The sequence below is a fragment of the Leptotrichia trevisanii DSM 22070 genome (genome assembly GCF_000482505.1).
Classification (GTDB): domain Bacteria; phylum Fusobacteriota; class Fusobacteriia; order Fusobacteriales; family Leptotrichiaceae; genus Leptotrichia; species Leptotrichia trevisanii.
Window position 1 is genome coordinate 131,676 of record NZ_AXVL01000004.1, and the last position, 24,161, is coordinate 155,836.

General features: G+C 27.9%; 22 protein-coding genes and 1 pseudogene. 1 reads left to right on the plus strand and 22 read right to left on the minus strand.

Going from position 1 to position 24,161, the window contains the following annotated elements:
• Positions 1-232: 232 nt before the first annotated feature.
• From K324_RS0100655 to K324_RS15095, 4 genes are all read right to left on the minus strand, one after another.
• Positions 233-808: a DUF4291 domain-containing protein gene (locus K324_RS0100655; RefSeq protein WP_036094849.1), complete on the minus strand. Its 576-nt coding sequence runs from the start codon at positions 806-808 to the stop codon at positions 233-235.
• On the minus strand, positions 805-1,557 hold the full coding sequence (locus K324_RS0100660) for a HEAT repeat domain-containing protein (RefSeq protein WP_232055998.1): 753 nt from the start codon (positions 1,555-1,557) through the stop codon (positions 805-807). Before K324_RS0100660 ends, K324_RS0100655 begins: the two co-directional genes overlap by 4 nt.
• Before the next feature lie 201 nt (positions 1,558-1,758).
• Positions 1,759-2,256 (minus strand): hypothetical protein, encoded by a 498-nt coding sequence (locus K324_RS0100665; RefSeq protein ID WP_026747438.1) that lies wholly within the window; start codon positions 2,254-2,256, stop codon positions 1,759-1,761.
• Position 2,257: 1 nt separating this feature from the next.
• On the minus strand, positions 2,258-2,665 hold the full coding sequence (locus K324_RS15095; protein ID WP_232056197.1) for a hypothetical protein: 408 nt from the start codon (positions 2,663-2,665) through the stop codon (positions 2,258-2,260).
• Between the two features lie 430 nt (positions 2,666-3,095).
• On the opposite strand from K324_RS15095, the gene ligA reads away from it, so the two are divergent.
• Positions 3,096-5,144: an NAD-dependent DNA ligase LigA gene (gene ligA / locus K324_RS0100675; RefSeq protein WP_036094879.1), complete on the plus strand. Its 2,049-nt coding sequence runs from the start codon at positions 3,096-3,098 to the stop codon at positions 5,142-5,144.
• A gap of 157 nt (positions 5,145-5,301) precedes the next feature.
• On the opposite strand, the gene K324_RS0100680 is transcribed toward ligA, so the two are convergent.
• From K324_RS0100680 to K324_RS16600, 18 genes and pseudogenes are all read right to left on the minus strand, one after another.
• Positions 5,302-5,883: a YqhG/Tai3 family protein gene (locus K324_RS0100680; protein WP_006804124.1), complete on the minus strand. Its 582-nt coding sequence runs from the start codon at positions 5,881-5,883 to the stop codon at positions 5,302-5,304.
• A gap of 28 nt (positions 5,884-5,911) precedes the next feature.
• The gene (locus K324_RS0100685) at positions 5,912-6,394 is read right to left on the minus strand and encodes a hypothetical protein (protein ID WP_026747441.1); all 483 of its coding nucleotides are present in this window, start codon (positions 6,392-6,394) and stop codon (positions 5,912-5,914) included.
• A 27-nt stretch (positions 6,395-6,421) separates the two neighbouring features.
• Positions 6,422-7,039, minus strand: coding sequence for a hypothetical protein (locus K324_RS0100690; protein WP_026747442.1), 618 nt, complete (start codon positions 7,037-7,039; stop codon positions 6,422-6,424).
• 50 nt (positions 7,040-7,089) lie between these two features.
• The gene (locus K324_RS0100695; protein WP_026747443.1) at positions 7,090-7,635 is read right to left on the minus strand and encodes a hypothetical protein; all 546 of its coding nucleotides are present in this window, start codon (positions 7,633-7,635) and stop codon (positions 7,090-7,092) included.
• Between the two features lie 48 nt (positions 7,636-7,683).
• Positions 7,684-8,052: a hypothetical protein gene (locus K324_RS0100700; protein ID WP_026747444.1), complete on the minus strand. Its 369-nt coding sequence runs from the start codon at positions 8,050-8,052 to the stop codon at positions 7,684-7,686.
• Positions 8,053-8,101: 49 nt separating this feature from the next.
• A complete protein-coding gene (locus K324_RS0100705) occupies positions 8,102-9,313 on the minus strand; it encodes a hypothetical protein (RefSeq protein ID WP_026747445.1) in 1,212 nt (403 codons plus the stop codon).
• 106 nt (positions 9,314-9,419) lie between these two features.
• Positions 9,420-10,610: a type IV secretory system conjugative DNA transfer family protein gene (locus tag K324_RS0100710; RefSeq protein WP_026747446.1), complete on the minus strand. Its 1,191-nt coding sequence runs from the start codon at positions 10,608-10,610 to the stop codon at positions 9,420-9,422.
• A 140-nt stretch (positions 10,611-10,750) separates the two neighbouring features.
• Entirely contained in the window at positions 10,751-11,482 is a 732-nt protein-coding gene (locus K324_RS0100715) for a PepSY domain-containing protein (RefSeq protein WP_026747447.1), read from the minus strand.
• A 63-nt stretch (positions 11,483-11,545) separates the two neighbouring features.
• Positions 11,546-12,991, minus strand: a complete 1,446-nt coding sequence (locus tag K324_RS0100720) for a HAMP domain-containing sensor histidine kinase (RefSeq protein WP_036094852.1) — start codon at positions 12,989-12,991, stop codon at positions 11,546-11,548.
• On the minus strand, positions 12,984-13,670 hold the full coding sequence (locus K324_RS0100725) for a response regulator transcription factor (RefSeq protein ID WP_026747449.1): 687 nt from the start codon (positions 13,668-13,670) through the stop codon (positions 12,984-12,986). The genes K324_RS0100720 and K324_RS0100725 overlap by 8 nt, the downstream gene beginning before the upstream one ends.
• 107 nt (positions 13,671-13,777) lie before the next feature.
• Positions 13,778-14,329: a type III toxin-antitoxin system ToxN/AbiQ family toxin gene (locus K324_RS0100730; RefSeq protein ID WP_026747450.1), complete on the minus strand. Its 552-nt coding sequence runs from the start codon at positions 14,327-14,329 to the stop codon at positions 13,778-13,780.
• Positions 14,330-15,005: 676 nt separating this feature from the next.
• On the minus strand, positions 15,006-15,254 hold the full coding sequence (locus K324_RS0100735) for a hypothetical protein (protein ID WP_026747451.1): 249 nt from the start codon (positions 15,252-15,254) through the stop codon (positions 15,006-15,008).
• The gene (locus K324_RS0100740) at positions 15,244-15,921 is read right to left on the minus strand and encodes an ATPase (protein WP_026747452.1); all 678 of its coding nucleotides are present in this window, start codon (positions 15,919-15,921) and stop codon (positions 15,244-15,246) included. Before K324_RS0100740 ends, K324_RS0100735 begins: the two co-directional genes overlap by 11 nt.
• Entirely contained in the window at positions 15,921-16,088 is a 168-nt protein-coding gene (locus tag K324_RS0100745) for a hypothetical protein (RefSeq protein WP_026747453.1), read from the minus strand. The genes K324_RS0100740 and K324_RS0100745 overlap by 1 nt, the downstream gene beginning before the upstream one ends.
• Positions 16,089-16,492: 404 nt before the next feature.
• Positions 16,493-17,266, minus strand: a complete 774-nt coding sequence (locus K324_RS14060) for a hypothetical protein (RefSeq protein WP_051354353.1) — start codon at positions 17,264-17,266, stop codon at positions 16,493-16,495.
• Positions 17,267-17,417: 151 nt separating this feature from the next.
• A pseudogene (ltrA, locus tag K324_RS14065) lies at positions 17,418-18,870 on the minus strand (group II intron reverse transcriptase/maturase); the annotation flags it as partial.
• Positions 18,871-19,417: 547 nt separating this feature from the next.
• Positions 19,418-23,497: a helicase-related protein gene (locus K324_RS16190; RefSeq protein WP_428829213.1), complete on the minus strand. Its 4,080-nt coding sequence runs from the start codon at positions 23,495-23,497 to the stop codon at positions 19,418-19,420.
• Complete coding sequence (locus K324_RS16600; protein WP_084533507.1) at positions 23,425-23,883, minus strand: TnpV protein; 459 nt, start codon at positions 23,881-23,883, stop codon at positions 23,425-23,427. Before K324_RS16600 ends, K324_RS16190 begins: the two co-directional genes overlap by 73 nt.
• Positions 23,884-24,161 lie beyond the last annotated feature (278 nt).

Below are 24,161 nucleotides of genomic sequence, written 5' to 3' on the forward strand. Positions count from 1 at the left end.
TTAGATTTATTCAATAATCCATTTTGCAAATCTATCCTCAAACATTATTAGCTATCTTAATTTATAAAATTTACAAACAATCGTTAATCTAGTTACTTAAGAACATATTTCAAAACAAATTATTAACTAATTATTAATATATATTTTATTATACTATATTTTTAATTAAATTTCAATAATTATTTAAAAAATAACTGCTGCCTTTTACAACAACAATTATTTGAAAGTATAATTAAACAATATATTTTTTTTCTTTAGGAAGCATAGACTCTGAAAAAGTTCCATTTTGAATACTATTTCTCATCTCAATAACTTTATCAGTTATGTCAGTTATATTTACAGTCCAGTCATTTATATATTTTTTCACAGTTTCGCCTTTTATACCTAGCTGTATCGCTCTTCTTCCTATTGGATTGCCATAAATATCCCTGTCTGGATCCCATTGACATCTTACTTCTGAATTTTCCAGTCTATTTTTCCATTCTTCCTTAGATAAATCAGAAACTTCTCTAAAAGATGAAAGTACAGCATTTCTCACTATTTCATCAAATCCTTCCCTTTTTAGGTCAATTGCCAGTATTCTTTCCTGTCCTTGTTTAGTAGCCCAGCCACTTCTGTACATCATCCATAAAAATGATGGCTTTATCCAGGTCATTCTTGTAAGACTGAATTTACTTCCAAACTTTCCCAATTTTAAAGCCTCGTCTGCTATTTCATTATTATATGCCTGATAAACTCTTATTGTTTTATCATCAAATACAGCATAAATATTTCTTTCCTCTTCTTTTTTCATAATTATTCCTTTCATTCTACATCCTTATTTGTAAAATCACATCTCTTCAACTGCTCCATTGCATGTTCTCTTATAGTCTCTTCTTCACTTTGTAATAATAATTCCAATTTTTCTTTCGCCTTAGGAGTATTAATATCCCCCAAAGCAAAACAGCATTTTCTCACTAATGAAAAATTATCATCCCAACGGTATTTTTCAAAATTCGAAGTTGCTAGTTCATATATACAGTCTATTGTTCTTGGTAATCTCATTTCTTGAAAATAACTTGCAAAATCCTCATGTTTGTTATGCCAATTTTCTTTTGATAATTTGCATAAAATATCTATCCATTCTTCAGTATGTAAATTAAATTCCCATATTGCTGAACATACATAATAAAGCTTATCTTCGTCTTTTTCATCATAAGCCTCTTCTAGCCCTTTTTTAATAATTTTTACTTTTTCTTTATCGTTAATATTGAATTTATTTTTTATCTCATTTTTATTTTTACTTTTCATTAACTCAATCATTATATTTAAAAGTTTATTATTTTTTGCTTCCATTTCATAGTTGATCTCCTTTATAAATTCATAATTTTTCAAATTCTGATTAAATATTTCTAATCCTTTCCCTCCTTCTTGTCCTAATTGTATATTTATTTGTCTTTTTTCTTCTTTAAAACGCACAAATTTATATCCCCAGCCAGAACTTTTTTCAGGCATTGGCATATTAGGATATTTATCTTTAACAACATTACCTTCTGATCTTATTCCTATTTTTTCCATTTCATTTATAGTTCCTTGCTTTGTATAAAATTTTAGTTGAATACCATCATAACTATCTGTAAATCCTAAATTAGGTGATGTTGACGTTTCTCCTGTTCCTTTTAAATTACCTGTATTTTTTAATATCTCATAATGCTCTTAACTTATTGTTCTATAATAAATTTCATATATGGAATAATCATTAATAAAAAATGTTAATTATTATTCATTATAAGCAACTGAAATTTCTTTTTTTATTGTAGCTATTTTACCTTCATTTTCTATTATAAATTCTAAATCAAATCCTTTTTCCATATAGATAGATGTGGTAATTTTATATTTTTCGTTTTTTGAACCTAAAATGTCAGTTATTTCTTTATCTATTGAATAAATAAATTCTTTTTTATCAACATCAATATATTTGGCATCTTTTAAACTATCAATTCCCAATCTTTCATTTACAATAATTTCACCAATTTTTTTATCTTTATAATACACTATTATTTTTTTTAATTCCATTTTATTGTATATTTTTTTTAACTTTATAATAATATTTTTAAAATAATCAATTTCAATATCTTCAACTTCAAAAATCTTTTCTTTATTGTCAGAATAAAAAAATGAAACTGAGTAAAATCCTTCTTTTTTTACTTTTTTTGAATTATTAAAATGAAGAAATATAACTAATATAATTAATAATAATACAATGATTTTTTTCATTTTATTTTCTCAAACTTTCTATCCAACTTTCATAAAATTCCTCTTGCTCTTTAACACTACCAATTTTTAGTTCGTTATCATAATCAAAGATATCTACTACATCAGTTAAAGTTGCTTGTTTTCCCATTTGTAATTTATACGCCTTTGTCCCTCCAAATTCTTTTTGCATTCCAGAAGGATAAACATTAATAACCGAAGCATTACAAAGTAAATAAATGTTTTTTAATTCTAATTTTTTTCGCAATTCCAGAACAGAATCAAAAATATTATCACTTTTTGAAAAATATATTGCTCTTTCAATTTCTGATAAAAATAATTTATTTTTTTCTATTTTTCCATTATTAATAATGTTAATCTCAAATATTTCCATATTATTTTCATCTTTCACATTTATCAATCCTTCTTTCACTTTCAATTTCTATATATTTCTCCAAAAACACCATTTCAATTTTCCGATATTCTTAATTCTAGTATTTTCCAATACTAAAACATATTCTTTTTCTCCAGTTCATTTTAATACAATTTTGCAATCTTTTTTCAATATTTTTATATTTTTTTAATTTATAAATTTATAACAAAAAAATACAAATCAATTTTTTTCACTTCTTCTGAAAAAAGTAAAAAATCACTCTATTATTCTTAAATAAAATTATTATATTGTACCATTCATAATTTGTCAATATTTGGGATTCAAGCTCTGATTTAATTGCTCCAAAAACTTTTCATATCATAAAAAAAATGATATAATTTACAAAACAAATTTTATAAAAGGAGCAACCGTGAATTTATTTAATCAAGAAAAAAATAACGAAAATGAAAATATAGATAGTGAAAAAAATATGAGTTTTTCTGATGTTCAAGAAAAATATACAAAATTGAGAAATGAAATCGAATATCATAACAATCTTTATTATAATGAGGACAAGCCTCTTATTTCGGATATGGAATACGATGCTTTAATGCGTGAATTAAAACAGCTTGAGCAGGAATATCCAGAATTGCTGAAAAACGAGGAGAATGGAGAAAGTTCGCCTACTGAAAAGATTGGGGGTACTGCGAGCGAAAAATTTTCAAAGGTACGACATCGGGTGCCTATGCTTAGTCTGTCAAATACTTATAATATTTCTGAAATTGAGGATTTTGATAAAAGAATCAAAAAAATTATTTTATCTGAAAATGTTAAGGAGCATTCAAAGGAACTAGAGTATATTCTGGAATTGAAACTGGATGGGCTTAGTATAAGCCTGATTTATGAAAATGGAGTGCTTGTTCAGGCTGTAACACGGGGAGATGGGCAAGTTGGGGAAGATGTAACTGAAAATATTATGGAAATTAAAACTATTCCTAAAAAATTGAAAAAAAATGTTTCACTGGAAGTTCGTGGAGAAATTATTTTGCCAATTTCTAGTTTTAACCGAATAAATCAAGAACGGGAAGATGATGGAGAAGATGTTTTCGCAAATCCTAGAAATGCAGCTTCTGGGACAATAAGACAGCTTGATAAGACAATTGTTGCAGAACGTGGGCTTGACTGCTATCTCTATTATCTTGTAAATGCTGAAAATTACGGGATAAATACTCATTTGGAAAGTATTGAATATATTGAAAAACTTGGGTTTAAAACAACAAAAATATTTGAGAAATATACTGATTTTAAAGAATTGGAAAAATCCATTGACAAATGGCATAACGACAGGAAAAAACTTGATTATGAAACAGATGGGCTTGTTATAAAAGTAAATAATTTTGCACTTTACGAAACACTTGGCTACACAACTAAAAGCCCACGATGGGCAATTGCCTACAAGTTTCCTGCTGAACAAGTAAAAACTAAATTAATGGACGTAACTTTTCAAGTTGGAAGAACTGGTGTAATCACTCCTGTTGCTGAACTTGAAGCCGTGAATTTATCAGGTTCTGTTGTGAAAAGAGCAAGTTTACATAACTTTGATGAAATTCGCAGAAAAGATATAAAAATTGGCGATAATGTCATTGTAGAAAAGGCGGCAGAAATTATTCCGCAAGTTGTAAATGTTGTGTTTGACGATAGGACTGGACAAGAAATTGAAATTCAGGAGCCAACAAATTGTCCTGTCTGCAATAGCGAGCTTGCACACGAAGAAGGACTTGTCGCCTTAAAATGCCACAATCCACTTTGCCCCGAAAAAGTTAAACGCCAAATTGCCTATTTCGTTTCTCGTGATGCAATGAATATTTCTGGACTTGGTGACAAAATTGTCGAAAAATTTATTGAATTAGGAAAAATAAAAACAATAGTCGATATTTATTCGTTGGAAAAATACCGTAAAGAATTGGAAAATCTGGAAAAAATGGGACAAAAAAGCGTAGACAACTTGATAAATAGCATCGAGTCCAGTAAAAATCGTGATTTTTCAAAAGTTCTCTACGCACTTGGAATTCCTTTTGTTGGAAAATTCAATGCGAACCTTTTAACAAAAACTTTTAAAAATATTGAAAATCTGAAAAATCAGTCAATCGAAAATTTACTGGCTGTAAAAGGTATTGGCGACAAAGTGGCAATTGCTGTAAATACTTTCTTAAATGATGAAAATAACTGGAAAATTATCATAGATTTAAAAAATATAGGATTGCAGTTTGCCGTTGATGAAACTAATTCAGAAGAAATAGCAGATAATCCAATAAAAGACAAAAACTTCCTTGCAACTGGAAAACTGCAAAAATACAAACGAAACGACATAAAAGATATTATCCTGTCCAAAGGCGGAAATTATCTGTCAGCAGTTTCAAAAAATCTAGATTTTCTAATCGCTGGAGAAAAGGCTGGAAGTAAACTGGAAAAAGCTGAAAAATTGGGCGTTCGGGTGCTTACGGAAGATGAATTTGAGAAGGAATTTTTGGAAATTTAATTTTTAACATATCACCGAACACTTTGAATGTTAAATAAATTCAATAGGTTTAATAAATTTATTCATAAAAAAATAGGGATTTCTTTAAATTACAGTAATCCCTATTTTTATTTCAATGAATTGTTATTTTATTATGTCATTCGTTTCTTTGTCCAATTTATTTTGAGTCATCAATTAACCATTTTCCATTTTGTTTTACAAGTTTTAATGTTATCTCTGTTCCACCTTGATGACCTTTTCTACCATCAACAACAAAATCTTCTTCGTATTTATCTTTTAAGTAAACTGTTTTAGACTTAGAATCATATTTTTTCAATTGAAATCCACTTTCTTCTCTTATATCTATTATTCCTGCTCCTAATAAGGCATCATACTCATAATGAATATCGTCATTTTCTTTTAAAAATTTCTCATCAGCAGGAGATAATTTTCCTTCAAGTGATTTTTGACTTAATTCTATATATTTTTCTCTTCTTCGGTATTCTTTTCTGAATTTTTCTGTAATTGGAGCTTTTGCAAGCCATTTATCAAGCTCATCAGGATCTCTAATTTCTATATATTCATTCATAAAGTTTATTGCTGTATTTATCGCTTCTTTATCCTCACTACTTAATTTTGTATTTACCTGATTACTTTCTTTAACTGTTTTTTGAACTTTACCTACTTTTGATTTATTTCTTGTAACCGCCATTCCTAAACTTGCTACTATTAACATAGCTATTCCTACTTTTTTTAACATTTTTACCACTCGCTTTCATTTTTTATATTTATTCATAATTTTTCAAACTATTGTTTAATTTTCCAGCACTATAAAGAGCAACATTTATAAATGTATGGTCTACTACTCTATATATTTCGATTATTTTTTTTGAATTATATAATAATAAAGCTCCTTTACGCTCTTTTATATTCATTTTTTCTTTAGAAATCTTATTTATATTTTTTTTATAAGCTTCAATTATTTTTGCATGTTCCTCATCTGTTGTTACTGAATCAAAGATTGTTGAATACAACTTATTTTCAGAAAAAGCAAAGCTGTTAAATTGTCTTTTTACACCTAACGGATCCTCTACATTTGCATAATAATAAACAGCATAACTACCATTATCGTGTGAATTTGACAACGGTTCACTTTTCACAATATTTCTCAATTCTTTTGGAGAAATTTCAAAATTAATTTTATTTGTAACTTTTTCTCCAAATACTATTGCTGATAATAGCAACATCATAAATAATAATACTTTTTTCATAATTAGTTCTCCTTTATCTTTCTTAAATTATTTTATTTTTGATTCATCAATTAACCATTTTCCATTTTGTTTTACAAGTTTTAATATTATTTCTGTTCCACCTTGATAATTTTTTCTACCATCAATAACAAATTCTTCCTCATACTTATCTTTTAAATAAACTGTTTTAGATTTGGGATCATATTCTTTCAATAAAAATTCACTTTCCTGTGCTAAATCTTCTATTTCTAATCCCAATAAAGGATCGTATTGATAATAGGAATATATATCGTTATTTTCTTTTAAAAATTTCTTTTCAGTAGGAGTTAATTTTTCTTTAGATGATTCACTTGTTACTGCATACAATTCTTTTTCCTTTAAATCTATATATTTTTCTTTTCTAAAATATTCCTTTCTAAATTTTTCTGTAATTGGAGCTTTTGCAAACCATTTATCGAACTCATCAGGGTTTTTTAATTGTATATATTCATTTGCAAAGTTTATTGCTATATTTATTATTTCTTTATCTTCATTGCTTAAATTTTTATTTACCTGATTACTTTCTTTAAATGTTTTATGGAATTTAATTTGTTTTGATTCATTTGTTGCAGCTGCAATTCCTAAACTTGCTATAATTAACATTGCTATTCCTATTTTTTTTAGCATTTTTTATCCCTTGCTTTCGTTTATATTTTTTTTAAATATTAATTTTATAATTAACCTGCTGGATAATATTCCAATACATTCTTTATATTACCATTTTTATCAGTAATTACAACCTTTTTAGTTTTTTCATCAAATCCAAAGTACAATTTAGGATGTTTTTTCCCATCTTGACCAATATAGTTGTCTATGTAATAGATTCCTTTTACAGCTGTTTTTCTTATTTTATAATATGAAACATAAGCTTCAAAATTTTCATCAAGACTTTCTTTAATGGTAAAACCATTTAAATTTTTGATATTATTAAAATCTGATACTAACGGAAGACCATTTTCAGGTTTTTCATCATAATATGATGATAGATAAAAGTTATTATTTTTATCAGATTCTAATTTCCCTATTTTAAAGCTATATGTGTTATATACACCCTCTACACCATCTTTTTTATCCAACCAGCTAAAATTCATTATGCTGATTTCCTGTTCGGGAACTTTATTTTCTTTTTCAATTTTCTCCCAGCTTTTTCCTGTTGTAGTAATTTTTGCTGCAAATGCCATTGCACTTAATACAAGCAATCCTGTTAAAACTAATTTTTTCATAAAAATCATCTCTCCTTTAAGTTTTAATTAACCATATTTTCTGCATCGCTAATCTATAGACAGATAATCGCCTTCCCAGTCAATTCCTTTTTCCTTTGCATATTCAAAACTGTCTGTTTTAAGTTTACCAGTTTTTTTATTTACAGTGTAACTGAACATACGAGGTTCAACTCTAGGATCTCCTCCACATTTTTCGTTATCACTACGTACATCAACCTGAAAATCTTCCGCAGTTTCATCAATGTAAAATTTCATACACTTTGTTCCTAATTTACCACCAAGGTTATGCTTAATTATAGATTTTTTCACAGTTTTTACTGCTTCTTCCTCACTTTTTACAGGTGCGGCACTTAAAAAACTAGCACATAATAGCAAAAGAATAAAAGTTTCAATCTTTCTACTAAAAAACTTTTTCATAAAAATCATCTCTCCTTTAAATTTTAATTTTATAACTTTTTTATTTAAACTAATATATAATTCGACCTGGAATATATTGTTTTACACTATTGTCTCTTTTTCCTATCAGTTCTTTAAGTTTTTCCAAATCATTGTTAAAAACAGTATCTTTTATATCTGCTACATCTATTTTGCTCAGAGTTTTTAATGCTTCTTCAAATTTTCCCAAACGACGTTCAGTTTCAGCTTTCAAAAATGCAGCTTCAAGATAATCATTTCTTTTAATATTTTTCATTTCCATGTTAATATTCTCTTTAAATGATTTATAGGTCATCTTTTCTAATCTGTCAGCATAACTTAGAGCATTTTTCAAATCAGCTTCTGTTGCTAAATTATTTTTATCATAAACTTCGCCAATAATTCCTCCATGTTCATCCAAATAATGTAAAATAATCAACTTCCAATGTTTTGGCTGTGCTTTAGGAAATAACTCATCTATAGCTTTTTTATTACCTAAAGAACTATACAATTCTGCTTGCCTTAAAAGCTCCTGTCCCGAATACTGTCCATTACTTTTTCTAATTACTGCCTGTAAATAATTCAATGCCTTTTCCCTAAAAATTTTCTTTGCTTTCTCATCAATACCGATTTCATTATAATATTTATAACGATAACCACTTTCAGTCTTCTGCAAACTGGAAACGCTATAATAAAAATCAGTTATCTTTTCTAAATAAATATTTTTATCCTGTTTTTCTATCAGAGCATTTGCTTTATCGTATTCCCTGTTACTGATATACAAGTAAGCTAAACTCGATGGAAAACCATCTTTTTTTCCTGAAGATAAAGATTTTTCAAGATAATCTATCCCTTTTATCAGACTCTCCTTTAAAGTATCATTATTCTGAACATTTCTATTAATGTGTTCAATATATGATTTATAATATGCTTCCCCTATTTCTTTATCTGAAAATTCTCCTGCCATTTCATAAAATCTCCCTAAATAATACTCTTTAGGAGAATTTTGAGGAATAGCTTTATATTCTTTTGAGTTTATTATTTTTTCATATTTTTTCAATTCCTCTTTTGTAAAATTTTCTTTAAACATTACAAATTTATTTTCTGGACATTGCTGCGGCAAACTTATACCAGCTGTAAACTTTTCATTTCCTATTGGACAAGTATACTCTTTAGTTACTATTCTTATGGAAAAAGAATTTGAAGCACATACTATCAATCCTGCTGTAATTAGTGCAGATAAATTTCTTTTTTTCCTTTTCATATCAACTCCTTTCCCTTTGATAAGTGTATTTTATCAAACGAACCTTAAAATTAACTGAAAATTTTTAAGAAATTTACAATATAATGAAATGAAAAAATTTCTAATATTAATACCTAATTGGTTCTGGAATATATTGTCTTACACTAATGTCTTTCTTATTTATTCTTTCTTTAAGAATTTTAAAATCATAATCATAAAGCGTATCTTTAACATCTGCTAAATTTATTTTACTTAAAGTTTTTGATGCTTCTTCAAATTTTCCTAAACGACGTTCAGCTTCAGCTTTTAAAATTATAGATAAATTATATTGAATTTTGTCAGCATTATTATTTTTAGAAATCATTTTTACTAATTTGTCAGCATAGCTTAGTGCTTTTTTCAAATTATCTTCCGTTGCTAATTTTTTTTCATCATAGACATCACCAATACTTCTTACAGGCTCGTCTAAATAGTATGACACCATCAGACTCCAGTATTCTGATGGTGCTTTAGAAAATACCTCGTCAATTGCCTTTTCATTTCCTAAAGATTTGTATAAATCTACCAGTCTGAAAAGTTCTTTCTCTGAATAACGTCCTTTATTTTTCTTAATTACATCCTGTAAGTAATACAACGCTTTTTCTCTAAATTCTTTTTTTGTTTTTTTATCAATACTTTCCTTATTAAAATCCATATAGTCATAACCATAATAGTTTATTTGAGATTTTTCTATATCAGAGAGAGTGTAGTAAAAATTTGCTATTCTTTCCAAATGAACGTTCTTATCCTGTTTTTCCACTAAGGCATTTGCTTTATCAAATTCTTTGTTACTAATATATAAATAAGCTAGCTTCCAAGGAAATTCGGTTTTATTTTCCATAGGCAAAGATTTTTCAAGATAACTTATCCCTTTTGCCAAACTTTCCTTTAAAGTATTAGTATTTTCAAAATTCTCATTAATTTGTGCTATATATGCTTTATAATACGTTTCGCCTATTTCCTTGTCTGAAAATCCTCCTGCCATTTCATAAAATCTCCCTAAATAATATTCTTTAGGCAAATTTTTAGGAATAGCCTTGTATTCTTTTGAATTTATTATTTTTTCATATTTTTCCAATTCTTCTTTTGTAAATTCATTCTTGAACATTACAAATTTGTTAGTCGGACATTGTGGCGAATCATCAATGCTGCTAAACTTTTCTTTTCCTATCGGACAAGTATAATCTTTTTTTATTGCTGGTATAGAAAATCCGTTTGCAGCATAAAGTGTTAATCCTGTCATAACTAATACAGATAATTTTCTTGATTTCTTTTTCATAGTTCTCCTACTTTCTTATCATAACAATACTGTTTTAAAATTTGTATCAAAAGTTATGATATATTTAAGTTTAAAAAGATTCAAGTGTATTTTAGCAAATTAACCTTAAATTTAACTGAAAATTTTTACTTTTTTAGATTCTATTTTTTTAATTTCCATTTTAAAATTTCACCTGTAGATAAATTAATTTTAAAATCATATTCTATATAATTGGCTTTTATTGTACCTTTATAGATTGATTTTTCAGCATTTACAAGAATAATTTCCTCAAATGAAGCATAATTCAGATCATCATAAACATTTTTCTTCAATTGCTCTAAAATGATATTTTCTACATTTTTTTCTTTCCTACTAAAGTTGTATTTAGCTCTATCATAACTTTCTTCCTCAGTTATTCTTTTACTATATTCCATCATACTTTGCATATCAGCATATTCATCACGTTCAGTCTTTTGTTCTATTGGTGATGGTGACGGTGCTACTGCTGGTGCATTTTTCGCTTGGAATGTTATATCTTTTCCAACGCCCCAACGAGAATCAGATATAAGTCTTTCAGTAGAACTATATGTGATTACTTTTCCTGTATTTGCATCAACATTATATCTATATCTTTTATTTTTATAATAAAATTCAATTGCATAAACATATTTTTTATTTTCTTTTTCTAAAATAAGTTTTGTCAATTTTGCATTATTTGAATGTATTTTAGAATGTTCAAAAACAATTTTTTTGGCTCTTTCCAAATTTATTTTCACTCTATTGTTTCTTATTGTTATAGTCGTTATTTCTGAAGAATACAAATTTATACCAGATGCAGCAGGAAGCATTGCTAAAATTAGAAACGGCTTTACTCTTTTTTTTAATGTTTTCATTTTTTTCCTTTCTATAAATAAATCTATATTAATATTAATCAAAATAATTTCTTTAATTCTATATTACAAAATTTTTTCAGGCAAATAAAAAGTAAAAATTGTCCCTTTCCCTAATTCACTTTCTACCATAATTGTCCCTTTATGCTCTTCAATTATCCATTTTACAATAGAAAGCCCAAGTCCTGAATTATCGTTGGAACGGGAAGAATCAACCTGATAAAACCGATTCCATATTTTATTGATATGCTCACTTGAAATTCCAATTCCATCATCAATAATCTCACATTTTATTTTATTTGAATTTTGCAAATCAGTATTTCCAGATTCATTTTCTATTTTATTTAAAGTTATTTTTATTGTTCCATTTTCATTTCCATAAGTAATCGCATTTGAAACAATGTTAATAAAAACCCGTGTAAGCATATCCTTGTCAACATCTGCAAAAATATCATTTTTTTCATTATAAATAATTTTAATATTTTTCTCTTTAGCATAATTATTTTCTATTTCAATAACTAACTGGATAATTTCATTCAAATTCTCATTTTTGATATTAAGTCTCTGATTTTTTTTATCCATTCTGGCAAGCATAAGCAATTCAGAAATTAAAATTGACATTTTTTTAGATTTTTCCAAAATGTTTTTTAGTATATTCTCTGTTTCTTCATTTAAATTCACATATTTCAAGCTGTATTCACTTTGCATACGAATTGCCGAAAGCGGAGTCCTTAATTCATGAGCAACGTCCGACGTAAACTGAGCCTCCCTGTCAAATGCCTCCTGCAAGCGATTAAACATCTGATCAAAAGTTTCAGCCAAATCATATATTTCTCTTTCTCCATTTTGTAAATTAATTCTTTGGGAAAGATCGTCTCCCTTTGAAATTTTATTAACCGTTTTAACTATTTGCTCAATAGGACTGAAAGATTTTTTTGTTATAAATTTTCCACTTAAAATGGAGACAATTATTAAAAACGGAAATATTACGATAAATATTAAAATAATAAGTTCTATATTTTTTTCAAGGCTGGAAAATGGCGTAATTCCCCTAATCAATATTTCTCCATGTCCATCAAGATTTTTTCTTATGTCATAAACATACCATTTAGAATTTGAATTAGCCTGTTTTACTATCTTTAATTTATTGCTTTCAGTAGGATTTTTTGAAACTTCCAAATCAATATTTGTATTACCATATATAAAATCAAGATTTTTATCATAAATTGAAATAAAAATATCATCAGTTATAACGCTAAGGTTATTCTCAATCATTAACTCCCCATCTTTAAATTCAATATTCCGATTTATTTTTTCCACCGTCGTTTTAAGCCTTTTATAAACAGAATTTTTTACGGCTATGGAACCGATATAAAACATAGCCCCCAAAAAACATAACACAATTATAACTATCATACTTGTATACCATAATGTAATTTTTGTTTTTATCGAAATTCTTTTTTTATTATAATTAATTTTTTTATTTCTCTTACTAATGATATTATTATTCATTTTCTTCCTTCAAGACATATCCTACACCTCTTATCGTATGGATTAATTTAGGTGTAAAATCCGTATCAATTTTTTTTCTTAACAGCCTTATATGCACTTCAATCACATTACTATTTCTTTCAGAGTCAAAATCATAAATATGCTGCTCAATTTTTTCTTTGGAAATAACTCTTTTTTTGTTTCTTATCATATATTCCAATATTGAAAATTCTTTTGGTGACAATTTTATTCTTTGCTTATCTCGAAATACCGTATGCATATTGCAGTCAACTGTAAGATTTGCTATTTTAAAAACATTTCCCATCGAATCAGACTTTATGCTATTTTTCCTAAGAATTACACGGATACGTGCAAGCAGCTCTTCAAAGTCAAACGGCTTTACCAAATAATCATCAGCCCCATAATCCAGCCCTTTCACCCTATCCTGAACACTTTCTCTCGCAGTCAGAAATAAAACTGGTGTCTGTATCCCTTTATTCCGTATTCTCTTCAATACTTCAAACCCATCAAGTTTAGGCAACATTATATCTAATATCAGCACATCATACTCCGTAGAAAAAATATAATCTAACGCTTCTTCTCCATCAAAACAGCTATCAACACTGTAATTTTCCTTTTTTAATGTTCTAGCTATAATATCATTTATCATTCTCTCATCTTCTACAATCAAAATTCTCATTTTCCAAATCCTCGTTCTCGTTATTTTATTTCCAATTAAATATTTTTTATTTATTCAAAATTTATTTAATATCAACCTATTAAATTAATTATTTTCTAAATTCGATTTTAAAGTGATTCTGTTATGTATTCCTTCTCAAATTCTTTTGAAGCCTGCTCCAGCATTTTAAAGTTATTTACTCTTCCATACATTTTTCTTTCAATTTTTGTTAACTCTGAAAAATCTTTTGAAAATGTATCATATAATATTTGAGCTTTTTCAAAAATTTCTTGATGGATTTCATTACAAAATTTTAGTTGTTTGTCTAACAGTAAATAATATTTTTTATCATTAATATTATCACTTTTTTTCAACATGCTCAAATTGACTTTAACCATTGATTTATAATGATTTAAAACTGGTATCATATTATTAAGATTTATTACTCCCAACTTTCCATTTTTTATTTTTATAATATCCATAGTTTCTCTCATTTTTTTGTGTTTCTCTTTAGGAGAAGATAACGGAGCAAAATATTCTCTATTTTCAACTTTTAATATAACTCCAATAAAAGGCCTGTCTGTTTTTTTTGACACTTTACTTTCATAACTACCTAAGTATGACAAATAACTAGAAGTTAAAGTTACAAAATATAGCTCCTCTCCTTTTTTCTTTCTCATAATTAACCTCCTTTTATAATAATAAAAGACGATATTTTGTATTTATACCGTCTTTTAAAAATACTTTATAACTAAAATAAACAAAATTAGGGAGATTTAGACTTCTCGCTCCTATTCGTGCCTATTTTTTAATACCTAAAATTTACATTTAGGGAGATTTAGACTTCTCGCTCCTATTCGTGCCTATTTTTTAATACCTAACTTACGTTTAGGAAGATTTAGGCTTCTCGCTCCTTTAAGGTCTATTTTTTAATACCTAATTTTGTTAATTATTTTCTTAAGTAAATTATACTATATTTCCGTTTATTTTTCAAGGCAAATTTTTAATTTTCACACCATTTTTTAACAAATTAAATTTTTTAATCTCTCCTGTTCCTATTTATACTCATTCAAGTCAATCCCCTGATCCATCGCAGCAAATATGCAGCCACAATGATATGGAAGTTATTATAGTATAAACACCTTATTTTTCAGTATTTATATTATGTTTTAATTACATATTTTATATAAAATATACCTTTCAAACTTATATTGCCCCCAAATTGCCCCCATATAACTGTCAAATTTTTAAAACTATCCATTTTTTTCTAGATATAAAATGTTTTCAAAATTTAAATTTGCTACATAAATCAAAAAATTCCACGTCTAATTTAAGTTGCTGTAGTTTTTTTGTTTTCTAAGTTATTTCTTTTTTTTCAAGAATTAGTTTTTGCAGTGCTTGTGTTGTATTTAAATTATTTCTTTTTTTATATTCTTCAAAAACTTTTTTTAACTCTTCTGCCTCTTTTTGAGTATATTTATATCCTAGAAATTTTACATTTTTTTTCTTTTCTTCTGATTTTATAGATACTCCTTTTTTTCTTCCTACCCTCCATTTTGGCGTTTCTCCCTTTTTAACTCCTCTTGACTTTACTTTATCTTTCATAATCATCTTCTCTAATATTATTTTTATTCTTTTGACCATCCTGTACTGGTTTCATCTCAATTTTATTTTCTTTTTCCAAATTTTCATTTCTATTTTCAATTACTTCTACTGCTTCTTTTGACCAACTTAAATTTTTATCTTTATATAAAATTTTATTATCCGAAAAAGAAAAAATATTTTTATATTTTTCAGAATTATCATACAAATAAACTTCATCAAATTTTGATATAATCTGCTTTAAATTTTCTAAAGATTCATAATATCTTTTTTCAACTACATTATCATCTATATTATGACCACCTTTTTTCACTCTATTTTTTATTCTTTCTTTTGCTATTTCAGGGCTATCGACACCAACATAAAATAATTGTAATTTATAACCTAATTTTCTCGCTTTTTCAATAATTTTTAAAATAGTTTTTCCAGTCAAAGTTGTTTCTTCATTAAATGATTTTCCATATTTAAAACACTCATTTCTTAAATTAATTGCTATTTTTGCTGCTCTTATCTGATCAGCATCATTTTTCCAATCTCCAAATTCTCTAACAATTTCATCTGTATTAATTCTTATACTATTTTTTATACCGTCATCTAAATTTTTAGAATTATATAAAGTAGACTTCCCTGCACCATTTACACCCGCAAAAAGATAAAAATTTTTTTTCATTAAAATACACCTTTTTTTATAAGTTCATCTTGTTTTGTTTCTAAAATTAAATTAAATAATTTATTATAAAATATTATGTCTTCCTCTTTTTCAGAATTTTTCATCAATTCATTAATATCTTTTTGATTTAATTTTAGTAAAAATTCTTTTATATTTTCTTTTTTCATAAAATACCACTCTCTTTCTAAGTTTTTCTATGTTTCACATTATCATTATATACTACTTTATATAAAAAGACAAGACTTTTTTTATAAAAAATTATTAATTTATTTTTTCTTTTTATTCACAAATTCTCCTTTTTCAAAATTTACATAACATGTATTTCATTCCATTAATTGAATTTTCAGTCCAATAAGCTTTCTTTTCAATATAACCACCTCTTTTAAAATCTATTTTATACATTTTTTTATTTTTATTTCTAATAAAAGAATACCCTATATATTTCGATTAATCAAGTTTATTGGATACGAAAAGTTTTCAAAACTCGTTTTACTCTGTAATGAAAAAATTTCATACCCAGATTTTACTTCCTAATCTCCAATTGATTTATTAAGAACATTGGTTTTTTTTTCTATTTAACCATATCTAATTTTTCAATCCTTTCTTTTTCAATTATATTATTTTTATTTCTCATCTCCATTTCAATTAATTTATTAACCTCATTTAATCGCTGTCGTTTTTCAGCCAGTACTGCTACTTGTTCAAACGGTTTCTGAACCTCCTCTTTTGATTTTTCTAGTTCATCTTTAAATCGTTCCAAATTTTTCTTCTGAATATCTAGTTTACTTGAGAGTTCATCTAAAACATTGTCCATTCTTGTAATATTTCCTGATTCACTTGTTCCAAAGTCTAAGTAATGCTTTGTTTCATTTTGTAAAAATCCTTTAAATTCTTTAGCATAACTATCAAAATATGAATAGATATTGAATTCTCTGTATTTTCCTATTTTTTCAGAAACATCTGTCATACTAGACTTTATTGATTTTAAAAGTGCTTCCCCTGCTTCTTTTTTATCCATAATTTGTCTATTTCCTATTGTTATTCCTACAAAATTTTCTTTATCCTTTGGATTTTCTTTTGATTTTTGTATATCTTTTTCCAAATTAACAATCTCTTTTTCCGTATTTTCAATAACTTTTGGATAATATTTTAAAATCTTATCCTCCAAGTGATACAAATTACTCTTATAATTTGATTCCAACAAAGTTAATTTGTTAACTTCCATATCTAAATCCATTTTTTCCTTAATCAACGGATTTCCAGTTGCTAAAGCTTTAATCTCTGCATAGTTTAATATACTCTCATCAATATCTTCCGCAACTCTAACTGGAGTTTTAGAAGTCATAATCTGACTTATAAACTTTTGCTTATTCTCGATAGTCTGGTCGAGTAGGTCAGGAATATTGCTATTCCCTTCCCCTCTAAGAACCGTGCGTGAGAGTTTCCCCTCACACGGCTCAAGTTTTTATAAACTCTAATTAAAGAGCCAGCGTGGTTTCTTCTCTTTTATCAAAATATGCTTGCCAGTCTTCATCAAATGGATTTGCTTTGGCTTGTATCTTGGTAAATCTTCTAATATCTGTATCTGTGGCATATTTTAAACAGAGATAATATTTTTCTCCATTCTTTATTTTTCTTTCAGTTGCTACACTAAAAGTCCAAGTTCTATTTCCAATAATGTGAAAATATTTTTTAGCTATCCATTTTCTGCTTTTCTTCGGATGTCTACGAATACACCATTTCCACAAGCATTTGTAAACTTCATAGTCAAGTTTTTCAAAGGCTTTTGATGAAACATTGTATTTCTGATAATTTACCCAGCCTGTTATAATTGGGTTTAGTTTTCTAATCAGTATTTCTTGCTTCATTGATGGATTTTCCTTTATAACTTTTCTAATTTTATCAACAATAACCTTGAAGTTCTTTTTGGATGGTTTGGTAAGCAGCTTATCCTTATACATCTTGATATTGACTCCAAGAAAATCAAATCCATCATTTATATGTGTTATAAGTGTCTTTTCTTCAGACAGTTCCAAGCCTCTTTTGGATAAAAATTCTGTAATGATTGGCTTAACACCATTTTCAAGCAATTCTGCACTTTCTCCAGTAACAATGAAATCATCTGCATATCTAACAAAATTAACTTTTGGGAAATATGCCTTCTTATTCACTGTCCGTTTATGGTATTTATCTTTGATTGCTTTTTCTAAACCGTCTAATACCATATTGGAAATTATTGGCGATATTGGCGAACCCTGTGGACTTCCTGTTTCTGTTGGAAATAGTTTCTGTTTTTCTATATATCCACATTCGAGCCAAAGTTTTAATATTTTCTTATTAATTGGGATATTATTCATTATCCATTCGTGGCTGATATTATCAAAGCACCCTTTTATATCTCCTTCAAGCACCCACTTTGCAGATTTCTTTTTATTTAATGATGTGAAACATTGCTCAATAGCATCTTGTGTACATCTTTTGGCTCTAAATCCATATGAATTTAAATCCGCTGTTGTTTCTGCGGATAGGTTCAAGTGCAAATTTATATAGTGTCTGCATTGCTCTATCTTTCATTGTAGGAATGCTTAGAGGTCTTTTCTTACCATTTTTCTTTGGTATATACACTCTTTTTAAAGGTTGTGGTTTGTATCCTCTAAGTTTTAACTTTCCTATGGCGTTATACTTTGTTCGTGATGTTAGCCATAATTCACCGTCAATACCACTTGTTTTCTTGCCTTTATTTTCAGTTATTCTTTTTACTGCTAAGGCTTTTGCATAAAATGAAGTTGTGAGTAAATGCTGTAAAGATTTTACTTTTCCATATTTACTCATTTTCCACGCTTTCACAATACGCATTTGTAGTTTTTTAACATAGCTTTCGGCTTCTAAAAAATCTATACTTTCCCAGTCCTCAGCTCTGTTAGCAGCAGCACACATTTTACTGTTCATTTGCTTTCTCCTTTCAAAAATTCTACAAGTTCTCTTGTGATTAAAAACCTAATGGAAGTCTGCACTCTTTCGAGTTAAGGCAGATTACCTCTATCCGTCTCATTACAAGACGGCATTTGCTTTTTCCATTTTCCTCTACCTGCATTATTATCAGCAGTTCTTACGATTTGCCTTGCTTTTTAGCAATAATACAGGCTTACCATGTTCCACTTAATTAACATTGATAACTTAGGCTCCACCTCTTTGCCGGTAGTCATTTTGTCCGTGTAATCCTATTGTGGAAAGGATTATCCGACTACGCACCATTTTGGTTCAGGCTTATCAGCAACTTTAGCTCACCTTAACGACATTTATCAGCAGTTCACATATGTTAGCCATATTATCAAGCCTTGCTCCCTAACCGCCTTGTTGCTAGCAGTTTCGGCATTCCCTCACGGTTCAACCTCAAGTAGGGTTACTTTAGTATCGGCTTACCACACATAAGTGCAGTCAATACTTGGCTCAACTAACGGAATAGTTGGTTTGGTCTTATTGCCAAACAGTTAAATTAAGCGACTTCATGTCGCACCCACAAGTAGGCATCAAATGTATTTTCTGTTACATATCTATAAATTTCAACTTTTTTATTTTCGTTCCCTTGTCTGACTATTCTTCCTGCTCGTTGTTCCAAATCTGAGGGACGCCACGGCACATCCAAATCGTGTAACGCTATTAGTTTGTTTTGTACATTTGTTCCTGCTCCCATTTTTTGAGTCGAACCAAAAAGAACTCTAATATCTCCACAACGAACTTTTGCAAATAATTCATCCTTTTGTTTTTCATTATTTGCATCATGTATAAATGCAATTTCATTTTCAGGTATTCCTTTTTCAATTAATTTTGATTTCATATCATCATAAATATTAAAACTTTTATCTCTTTTCGGTGTTGACATATCTGAAAACACAAGTTGTGTTGACCGATTTTCTTTGCTATTTTCCCAAATATCAAAAATTTTTTGCACACAATTATTTACTTTACTATTTGGCTCATCAGGTAACATTTCATTTATCAATCGCTGATCTAATGCTAATTTTTTACCGTCATTTGTTATTTTTAACATATTATCTTCAGTTGATTCTACTTTTTGATTTCTAACTGCCTCTGCTCGTTCTGAAAAACTTTCTAATATTTTTTTCTGGTGTTCCGTAGCTTTTGTTAGAACTTTTTTGTATTCTACTTCAGGTGTTGGTAAATTTAACATATCTGCGGTTTGAATATCGGCAAATTGTTTAACATTTGTCATTAACTCAGGCAAGTTATAGAATTTTGAAAACTTAGTTTTTGATTGATAGCCATTACCTTCAGGCGATAATTCTATGGCTGTGACCGTTTCCCCAAATGTACTTGCCCATGAATCAAAATTATTTTCTCCACGACTTTTTAATTCTTCGTATTGTAAATATCTTTGCATTGTATAAAGTTCTGACATTGAATTGCTAACTGGTGTACCTGTTGCAAAGACAATTCCTTTTCCATCTGTTATTTCATCCATATATCTGCACTTCATAAACATATCTGAAGATCTTAATGCTTCTGTCTGCCCAATTCCTGCAACATTTCTCATCTTCGTATAAATAAATAAATTTTTAAATGAATGTGCTTCATCTACATACAATTTATCAATGCCTAATTCTTCAAAAGTTACGACATTATCTTTTTTAAAATCGTCATTTAACTTTTGTAATCTTGTTTCTAATCTTTTTTTAGTTGCCTCAAGTTGTTTTACTGTAAAATTTTGATTACTTTCTTCTTTCAATTTCCGAATATTTTTTACAATTTCGTCAATTTCATTTTGTATATGTTTTTTCTGATAATCTTTACTCATGGGAATTTTCTCAAATTGTGAATGTCCTATTATTACAGCGTCGTATTCTCCAGTTGCAATTCTTCCAATAAACTTTTTTCTATTTTTAGTTTCAAAATCCTTTTTAGTTGCAACTAAAATATTTGCTCCTGGATACAATTCCATAAATTCACGTCCCATTTGTTCTGTTAAATGATTAGGTACTACAAAAAGTGATTTTGAAGACATTCCGAGTTTTTTAGATTCCATGCAACTTGCCACCATTTCAAAAGTTTTCCCAGCTCCAACTACATGAGCCAATAAAGTATTTCCTCCATACAAAGTTCTAGCAACTGCATTTAACTGATGTTGCCGTAATTTAATTTCAGGATTAATTCCATCAAAAGTCAAATTACTCCCATCGAATTCACGAAGCCTGACTGAATTAAATTTTTCATTGTATATTTTGGTTAATTCATCTCTTCTTACAGGATTTTTAAATATCCAGTCTTTAAATTTTTGCTTTAATATATCTTGTTTTTGCTGGACTAACAGAGTTTCTTTTTTATTTAATATCGCTTTCTTTTTTCCATCTTCGTCAGTAACATAGTCAAAAATTTTTGTATCTTTTAAATTTAGAGCGTCTTCAATTAGCCTAAAGGCATTAGCCCTCGAAGTTCCATATGTCATATTTACTAACGGATTACTTTTATCCCTATTTTTATTACTTATATTCCATTCTGACGTAAAATCCGAGTATTCTACTTTCATATCCATAACCCAAAGACTTGTTTGCAAAGTTTCAGCTATAAATTTTTCTATATGTTTTGATGATATCCAAGTTGCTCCAATTCTTATATTTATCTCACTTGCTTCTATTTTTTTAGGCATTACTTCCAGCAATTTTTCTTTTTGATACTTCAATTCATCAGTACCAATGTCTAATTTCAAGGAATATTCTATATTTTGTTCTTTATTGTTTAAAAATTTGTCAACTAATTCAATTTTTTCTCGTATATTTCCACTTAAATATTCATCTTGTGGCACATATTCAAATTTTTTTAAATCATAAAATATTTGTCCTTTTAAATATTTTTTTAATTCTTTTTCAGAAATATTTAATAATTTTTCCATATATTCAAAGTCCACTTTTCCTTTTTGTGAAATTGATAAAATCAAGGCTTCTTCAGGTTTATCAACTTTTTCAATTGGCTTTGAATATTTGATTGTTCTTTTGGAAAAAATATCACTTTTTCCAACAAAATTTTTCTCTTCATCTAGCAATTCTACTGAAGCTAATAGCGGATAAGTCGAATCCTTTCCTAAAATTTTAGCATTCTGTTTACTATTCAAATAACCAAACTTTTCAGCAAAATCATTATAAACCTTATCCAAAATTGCTTGTCTTTGCTTTAATTCTTCATCTGTACAGTTTTCTTTTTGAACCTGAATAACATCTCTTAATTTCTTAGATAAGTCGATGTATTTTAAAACTCTATTTTTATCTTTTTCAGAAAAATTTTTTAAAATTAATTCGTCATTTTCTTTAAAAAATACTTCATTCTCTCTTTTTACAAAGGAAAAATTTCTCTCAATATTTTCAATTTCATTAAGTATTGTTTCATTTTCTACTACAGTTTTCTCATAACTCCCTTTAATATTTTGAATAGCATTATCTAAACTTATTTCGAGGTTATTATCATTATCAGAAATACAGACTGCAGATTTTCCAAATCTTCCTGAGATTTCTTTCATTTTTCCTATTACCATTTGTGGATTATCTACAAAATATTTATTGTATGTTAAACCATTTTTATCTTTTGATAACTCATACCAATCCTGATTTTCCTGTTTTAATTCAGTTCTTTTTTTTAAAAAAATTATATCTGAAGTTACTTCTGTTCCTGCAATCCCCTTAAAAATATTGTTAGGAAGTCTTATTGCTCCGAGAAATTCAGTTCTTTCACCAATATATTTTCTTACAGAAGCATCTTTTTTATCCAATGTTCCTGAAGATGTTACAAAAGCAATAATACCGCCACTTTTTACTTTATCAATAGATTTAGCAAAAAAATAGTCGTGTATCATAAAATTATTTTTATTATAATCTCTGTCTATAACTTTAAAATCTCCAAAAGGTACATTTCCTATGGCTATATCGAAACTGTTATTGGAAAAAACAGTTTTTTCAAACCCTTTTATTTGTATATTGCTTTCAGGATAAAGTTTTTTTGCAATATTACCACTTAAACTGTCCAGTTCAACTCCATAAGCTTTTGAATTAGAAAATTCTTCTGGCAAATTTCCAATAAAATTCCCAATCCCACAACTTGGTTCTAAAATATTTCCTTTTTCAAATCCTAGATTTTTAAGACCCTTATACATTGTATCAATTACAATTTTTGGAGTATAAAAAGCAGTTAATGTACTTTCACGAGCATTATTGTATTCTTCAGATGTTAAAACTTCTTTTAAATAATTCCTAGCATTTTCCCACTGCCCTTTTTTATTTTCATCAAAAACATCTGCTAATCCACCCCATCCCACATATTTTGACAATATTTCTTTTTCCTGCTCATTTGCCTGATTTTCATTAAGATTTTTTAAGACTCGGATTGCATTGATATTGTTTTCCAATCTTTGATTAGGCGTTAATTTTTCTACTTGATTTTCCTTTTTTATCCTAAAATTCAAAAAAGGAGTTTGCAATGCTCCTTTTTCGTTTTGATTTATACTTCTATGAATTGTTTCTGAATTATTTCTCTCATCGAAGAGCGAAGGTTGTTGTAAAGCCCTACCCATTCCATTTGATCTTTTCTTTTCAGTTCTTCTGTTATTCCCCAAACTTCCATCATTTTTGGCATTTCTTTCTCCTTGAACTCTTCTATTTGTTTCTGTATTTCCATTAAGTGTCTCATCAATTGGTTGCTGTTCATCAAGTTTTCCAATTCCATCGGATTCTCTTCCTCCAAATAACGAAGCCTTGCTCTCCCCCAAGTGTCCAGTTTCCCTCTGTCTATCTCTTCTGGAGTTTCCAAGTTCGGCACTAATATCTCGAACTGATTGTTTATCATCTCCACTTTGTAAGTTCCCCCTGCTTCCTCGTACGGCGTTTCTTTCACTATCGGAGTATAAATCCCATTCTCTACCCAATATTCCTTGTCGCTGATTATCTCTTTCGTTTTCATTGCCAATCTCCTTATTATCGTCGTTTTCTACTTCTGTTTCTCTACTATCAATATACCGTACATTAAAAGGTTTTTCAAGTGAAAATTTTTTAATTTCCCTATTAATTTCAGTTAATATATTTTTTGTACAGTTTGATATTTCATTTGACATTTTATTAAAGTAATCTTTATCAAAAATATCTTTCAATATTTCTTTTTCATCTTCGGAAAACTCAACATTTTCAGATATTCCAAGTCTTTCATTTATAGCTATAGTTATTGACTTTTCAATAAAATTC

Excerpts from the sequence above, each read along its gene's own strand:
- K324_RS0100655 (WP_036094849.1), bottom strand. The coding sequence starts at position 808 with ATGAAAGGAATAATTATGAAAAAAGAAGAGGAAAGAAATATTTATGCT.
- K324_RS0100660 (WP_232055998.1), bottom strand. The coding sequence starts at position 1,557 with ATGGAAAAAATAGGAATAAGATCAGAAGGTAATGTTGTTAAAGATAAA.
- K324_RS0100665 (WP_026747438.1), bottom strand. The coding sequence starts at position 2,256 with ATGAAAAAAATCATTGTATTATTATTAATTATATTAGTTATATTTCTT.
- ligA (WP_036094879.1), top strand. The coding sequence starts at position 3,096 with ATGAGTTTTTCTGATGTTCAAGAAAAATATACAAAATTGAGAAATGAA.
- K324_RS0100680 (WP_006804124.1), bottom strand. The coding sequence starts at position 5,883 with ATGTTAAAAAAAGTAGGAATAGCTATGTTAATAGTAGCAAGTTTAGGA.
- K324_RS0100685 (WP_026747441.1), bottom strand. The coding sequence starts at position 6,394 with ATGAAAAAAGTATTATTATTTATGATGTTGCTATTATCAGCAATAGTA.
- K324_RS0100690 (WP_026747442.1), bottom strand. The coding sequence starts at position 7,039 with ATGCTAAAAAAAATAGGAATAGCAATGTTAATTATAGCAAGTTTAGGA.
- K324_RS0100695 (WP_026747443.1), bottom strand. The coding sequence starts at position 7,635 with ATGAAAAAATTAGTTTTAACAGGATTGCTTGTATTAAGTGCAATGGCA.
- K324_RS0100700 (WP_026747444.1), bottom strand. The coding sequence starts at position 8,052 with ATGAAAAAGTTTTTTAGTAGAAAGATTGAAACTTTTATTCTTTTGCTA.
- K324_RS0100705 (WP_026747445.1), bottom strand. The coding sequence starts at position 9,313 with ATGAAAAGGAAAAAAAGAAATTTATCTGCACTAATTACAGCAGGATTG.
- K324_RS0100710 (WP_026747446.1), bottom strand. The coding sequence starts at position 10,610 with ATGAAAAAGAAATCAAGAAAATTATCTGTATTAGTTATGACAGGATTA.
- K324_RS0100715 (WP_026747447.1), bottom strand. The coding sequence starts at position 11,482 with ATGAAAACATTAAAAAAAAGAGTAAAGCCGTTTCTAATTTTAGCAATG.
- K324_RS0100720 (WP_036094852.1), bottom strand. The coding sequence starts at position 12,991 with ATGAATAATAATATCATTAGTAAGAGAAATAAAAAAATTAATTATAAT.
- K324_RS0100725 (WP_026747449.1), bottom strand. The coding sequence starts at position 13,670 with ATGAGAATTTTGATTGTAGAAGATGAGAGAATGATAAATGATATTATA.
- K324_RS0100730 (WP_026747450.1), bottom strand. The coding sequence starts at position 14,329 with ATGAGAAAGAAAAAAGGAGAGGAGCTATATTTTGTAACTTTAACTTCT.
- K324_RS0100735 (WP_026747451.1), bottom strand. The coding sequence starts at position 15,254 with ATGAAAGATAAAGTAAAGTCAAGAGGAGTTAAAAAGGGAGAAACGCCA.
- K324_RS0100740 (WP_026747452.1), bottom strand. The coding sequence starts at position 15,921 with ATGAAAAAAAATTTTTATCTTTTTGCGGGTGTAAATGGTGCAGGGAAG.
- K324_RS0100745 (WP_026747453.1), bottom strand. The coding sequence starts at position 16,088 with ATGAAAAAAGAAAATATAAAAGAATTTTTACTAAAATTAAATCAAAAA.
- K324_RS14060 (WP_051354353.1), bottom strand. The coding sequence starts at position 17,266 with ATGACTTCTAAAACTCCAGTTAGAGTTGCGGAAGATATTGATGAGAGT.
- K324_RS16190 (WP_428829213.1), bottom strand. The coding sequence starts at position 23,497 with ATGGGTAGGGCTTTACAACAACCTTCGCTCTTCGATGAGAGAAATAAT.
- K324_RS16600 (WP_084533507.1), bottom strand. The coding sequence starts at position 23,883 with ATGAAAACGAAAGAGATAATCAGCGACAAGGAATATTGGGTAGAGAAT.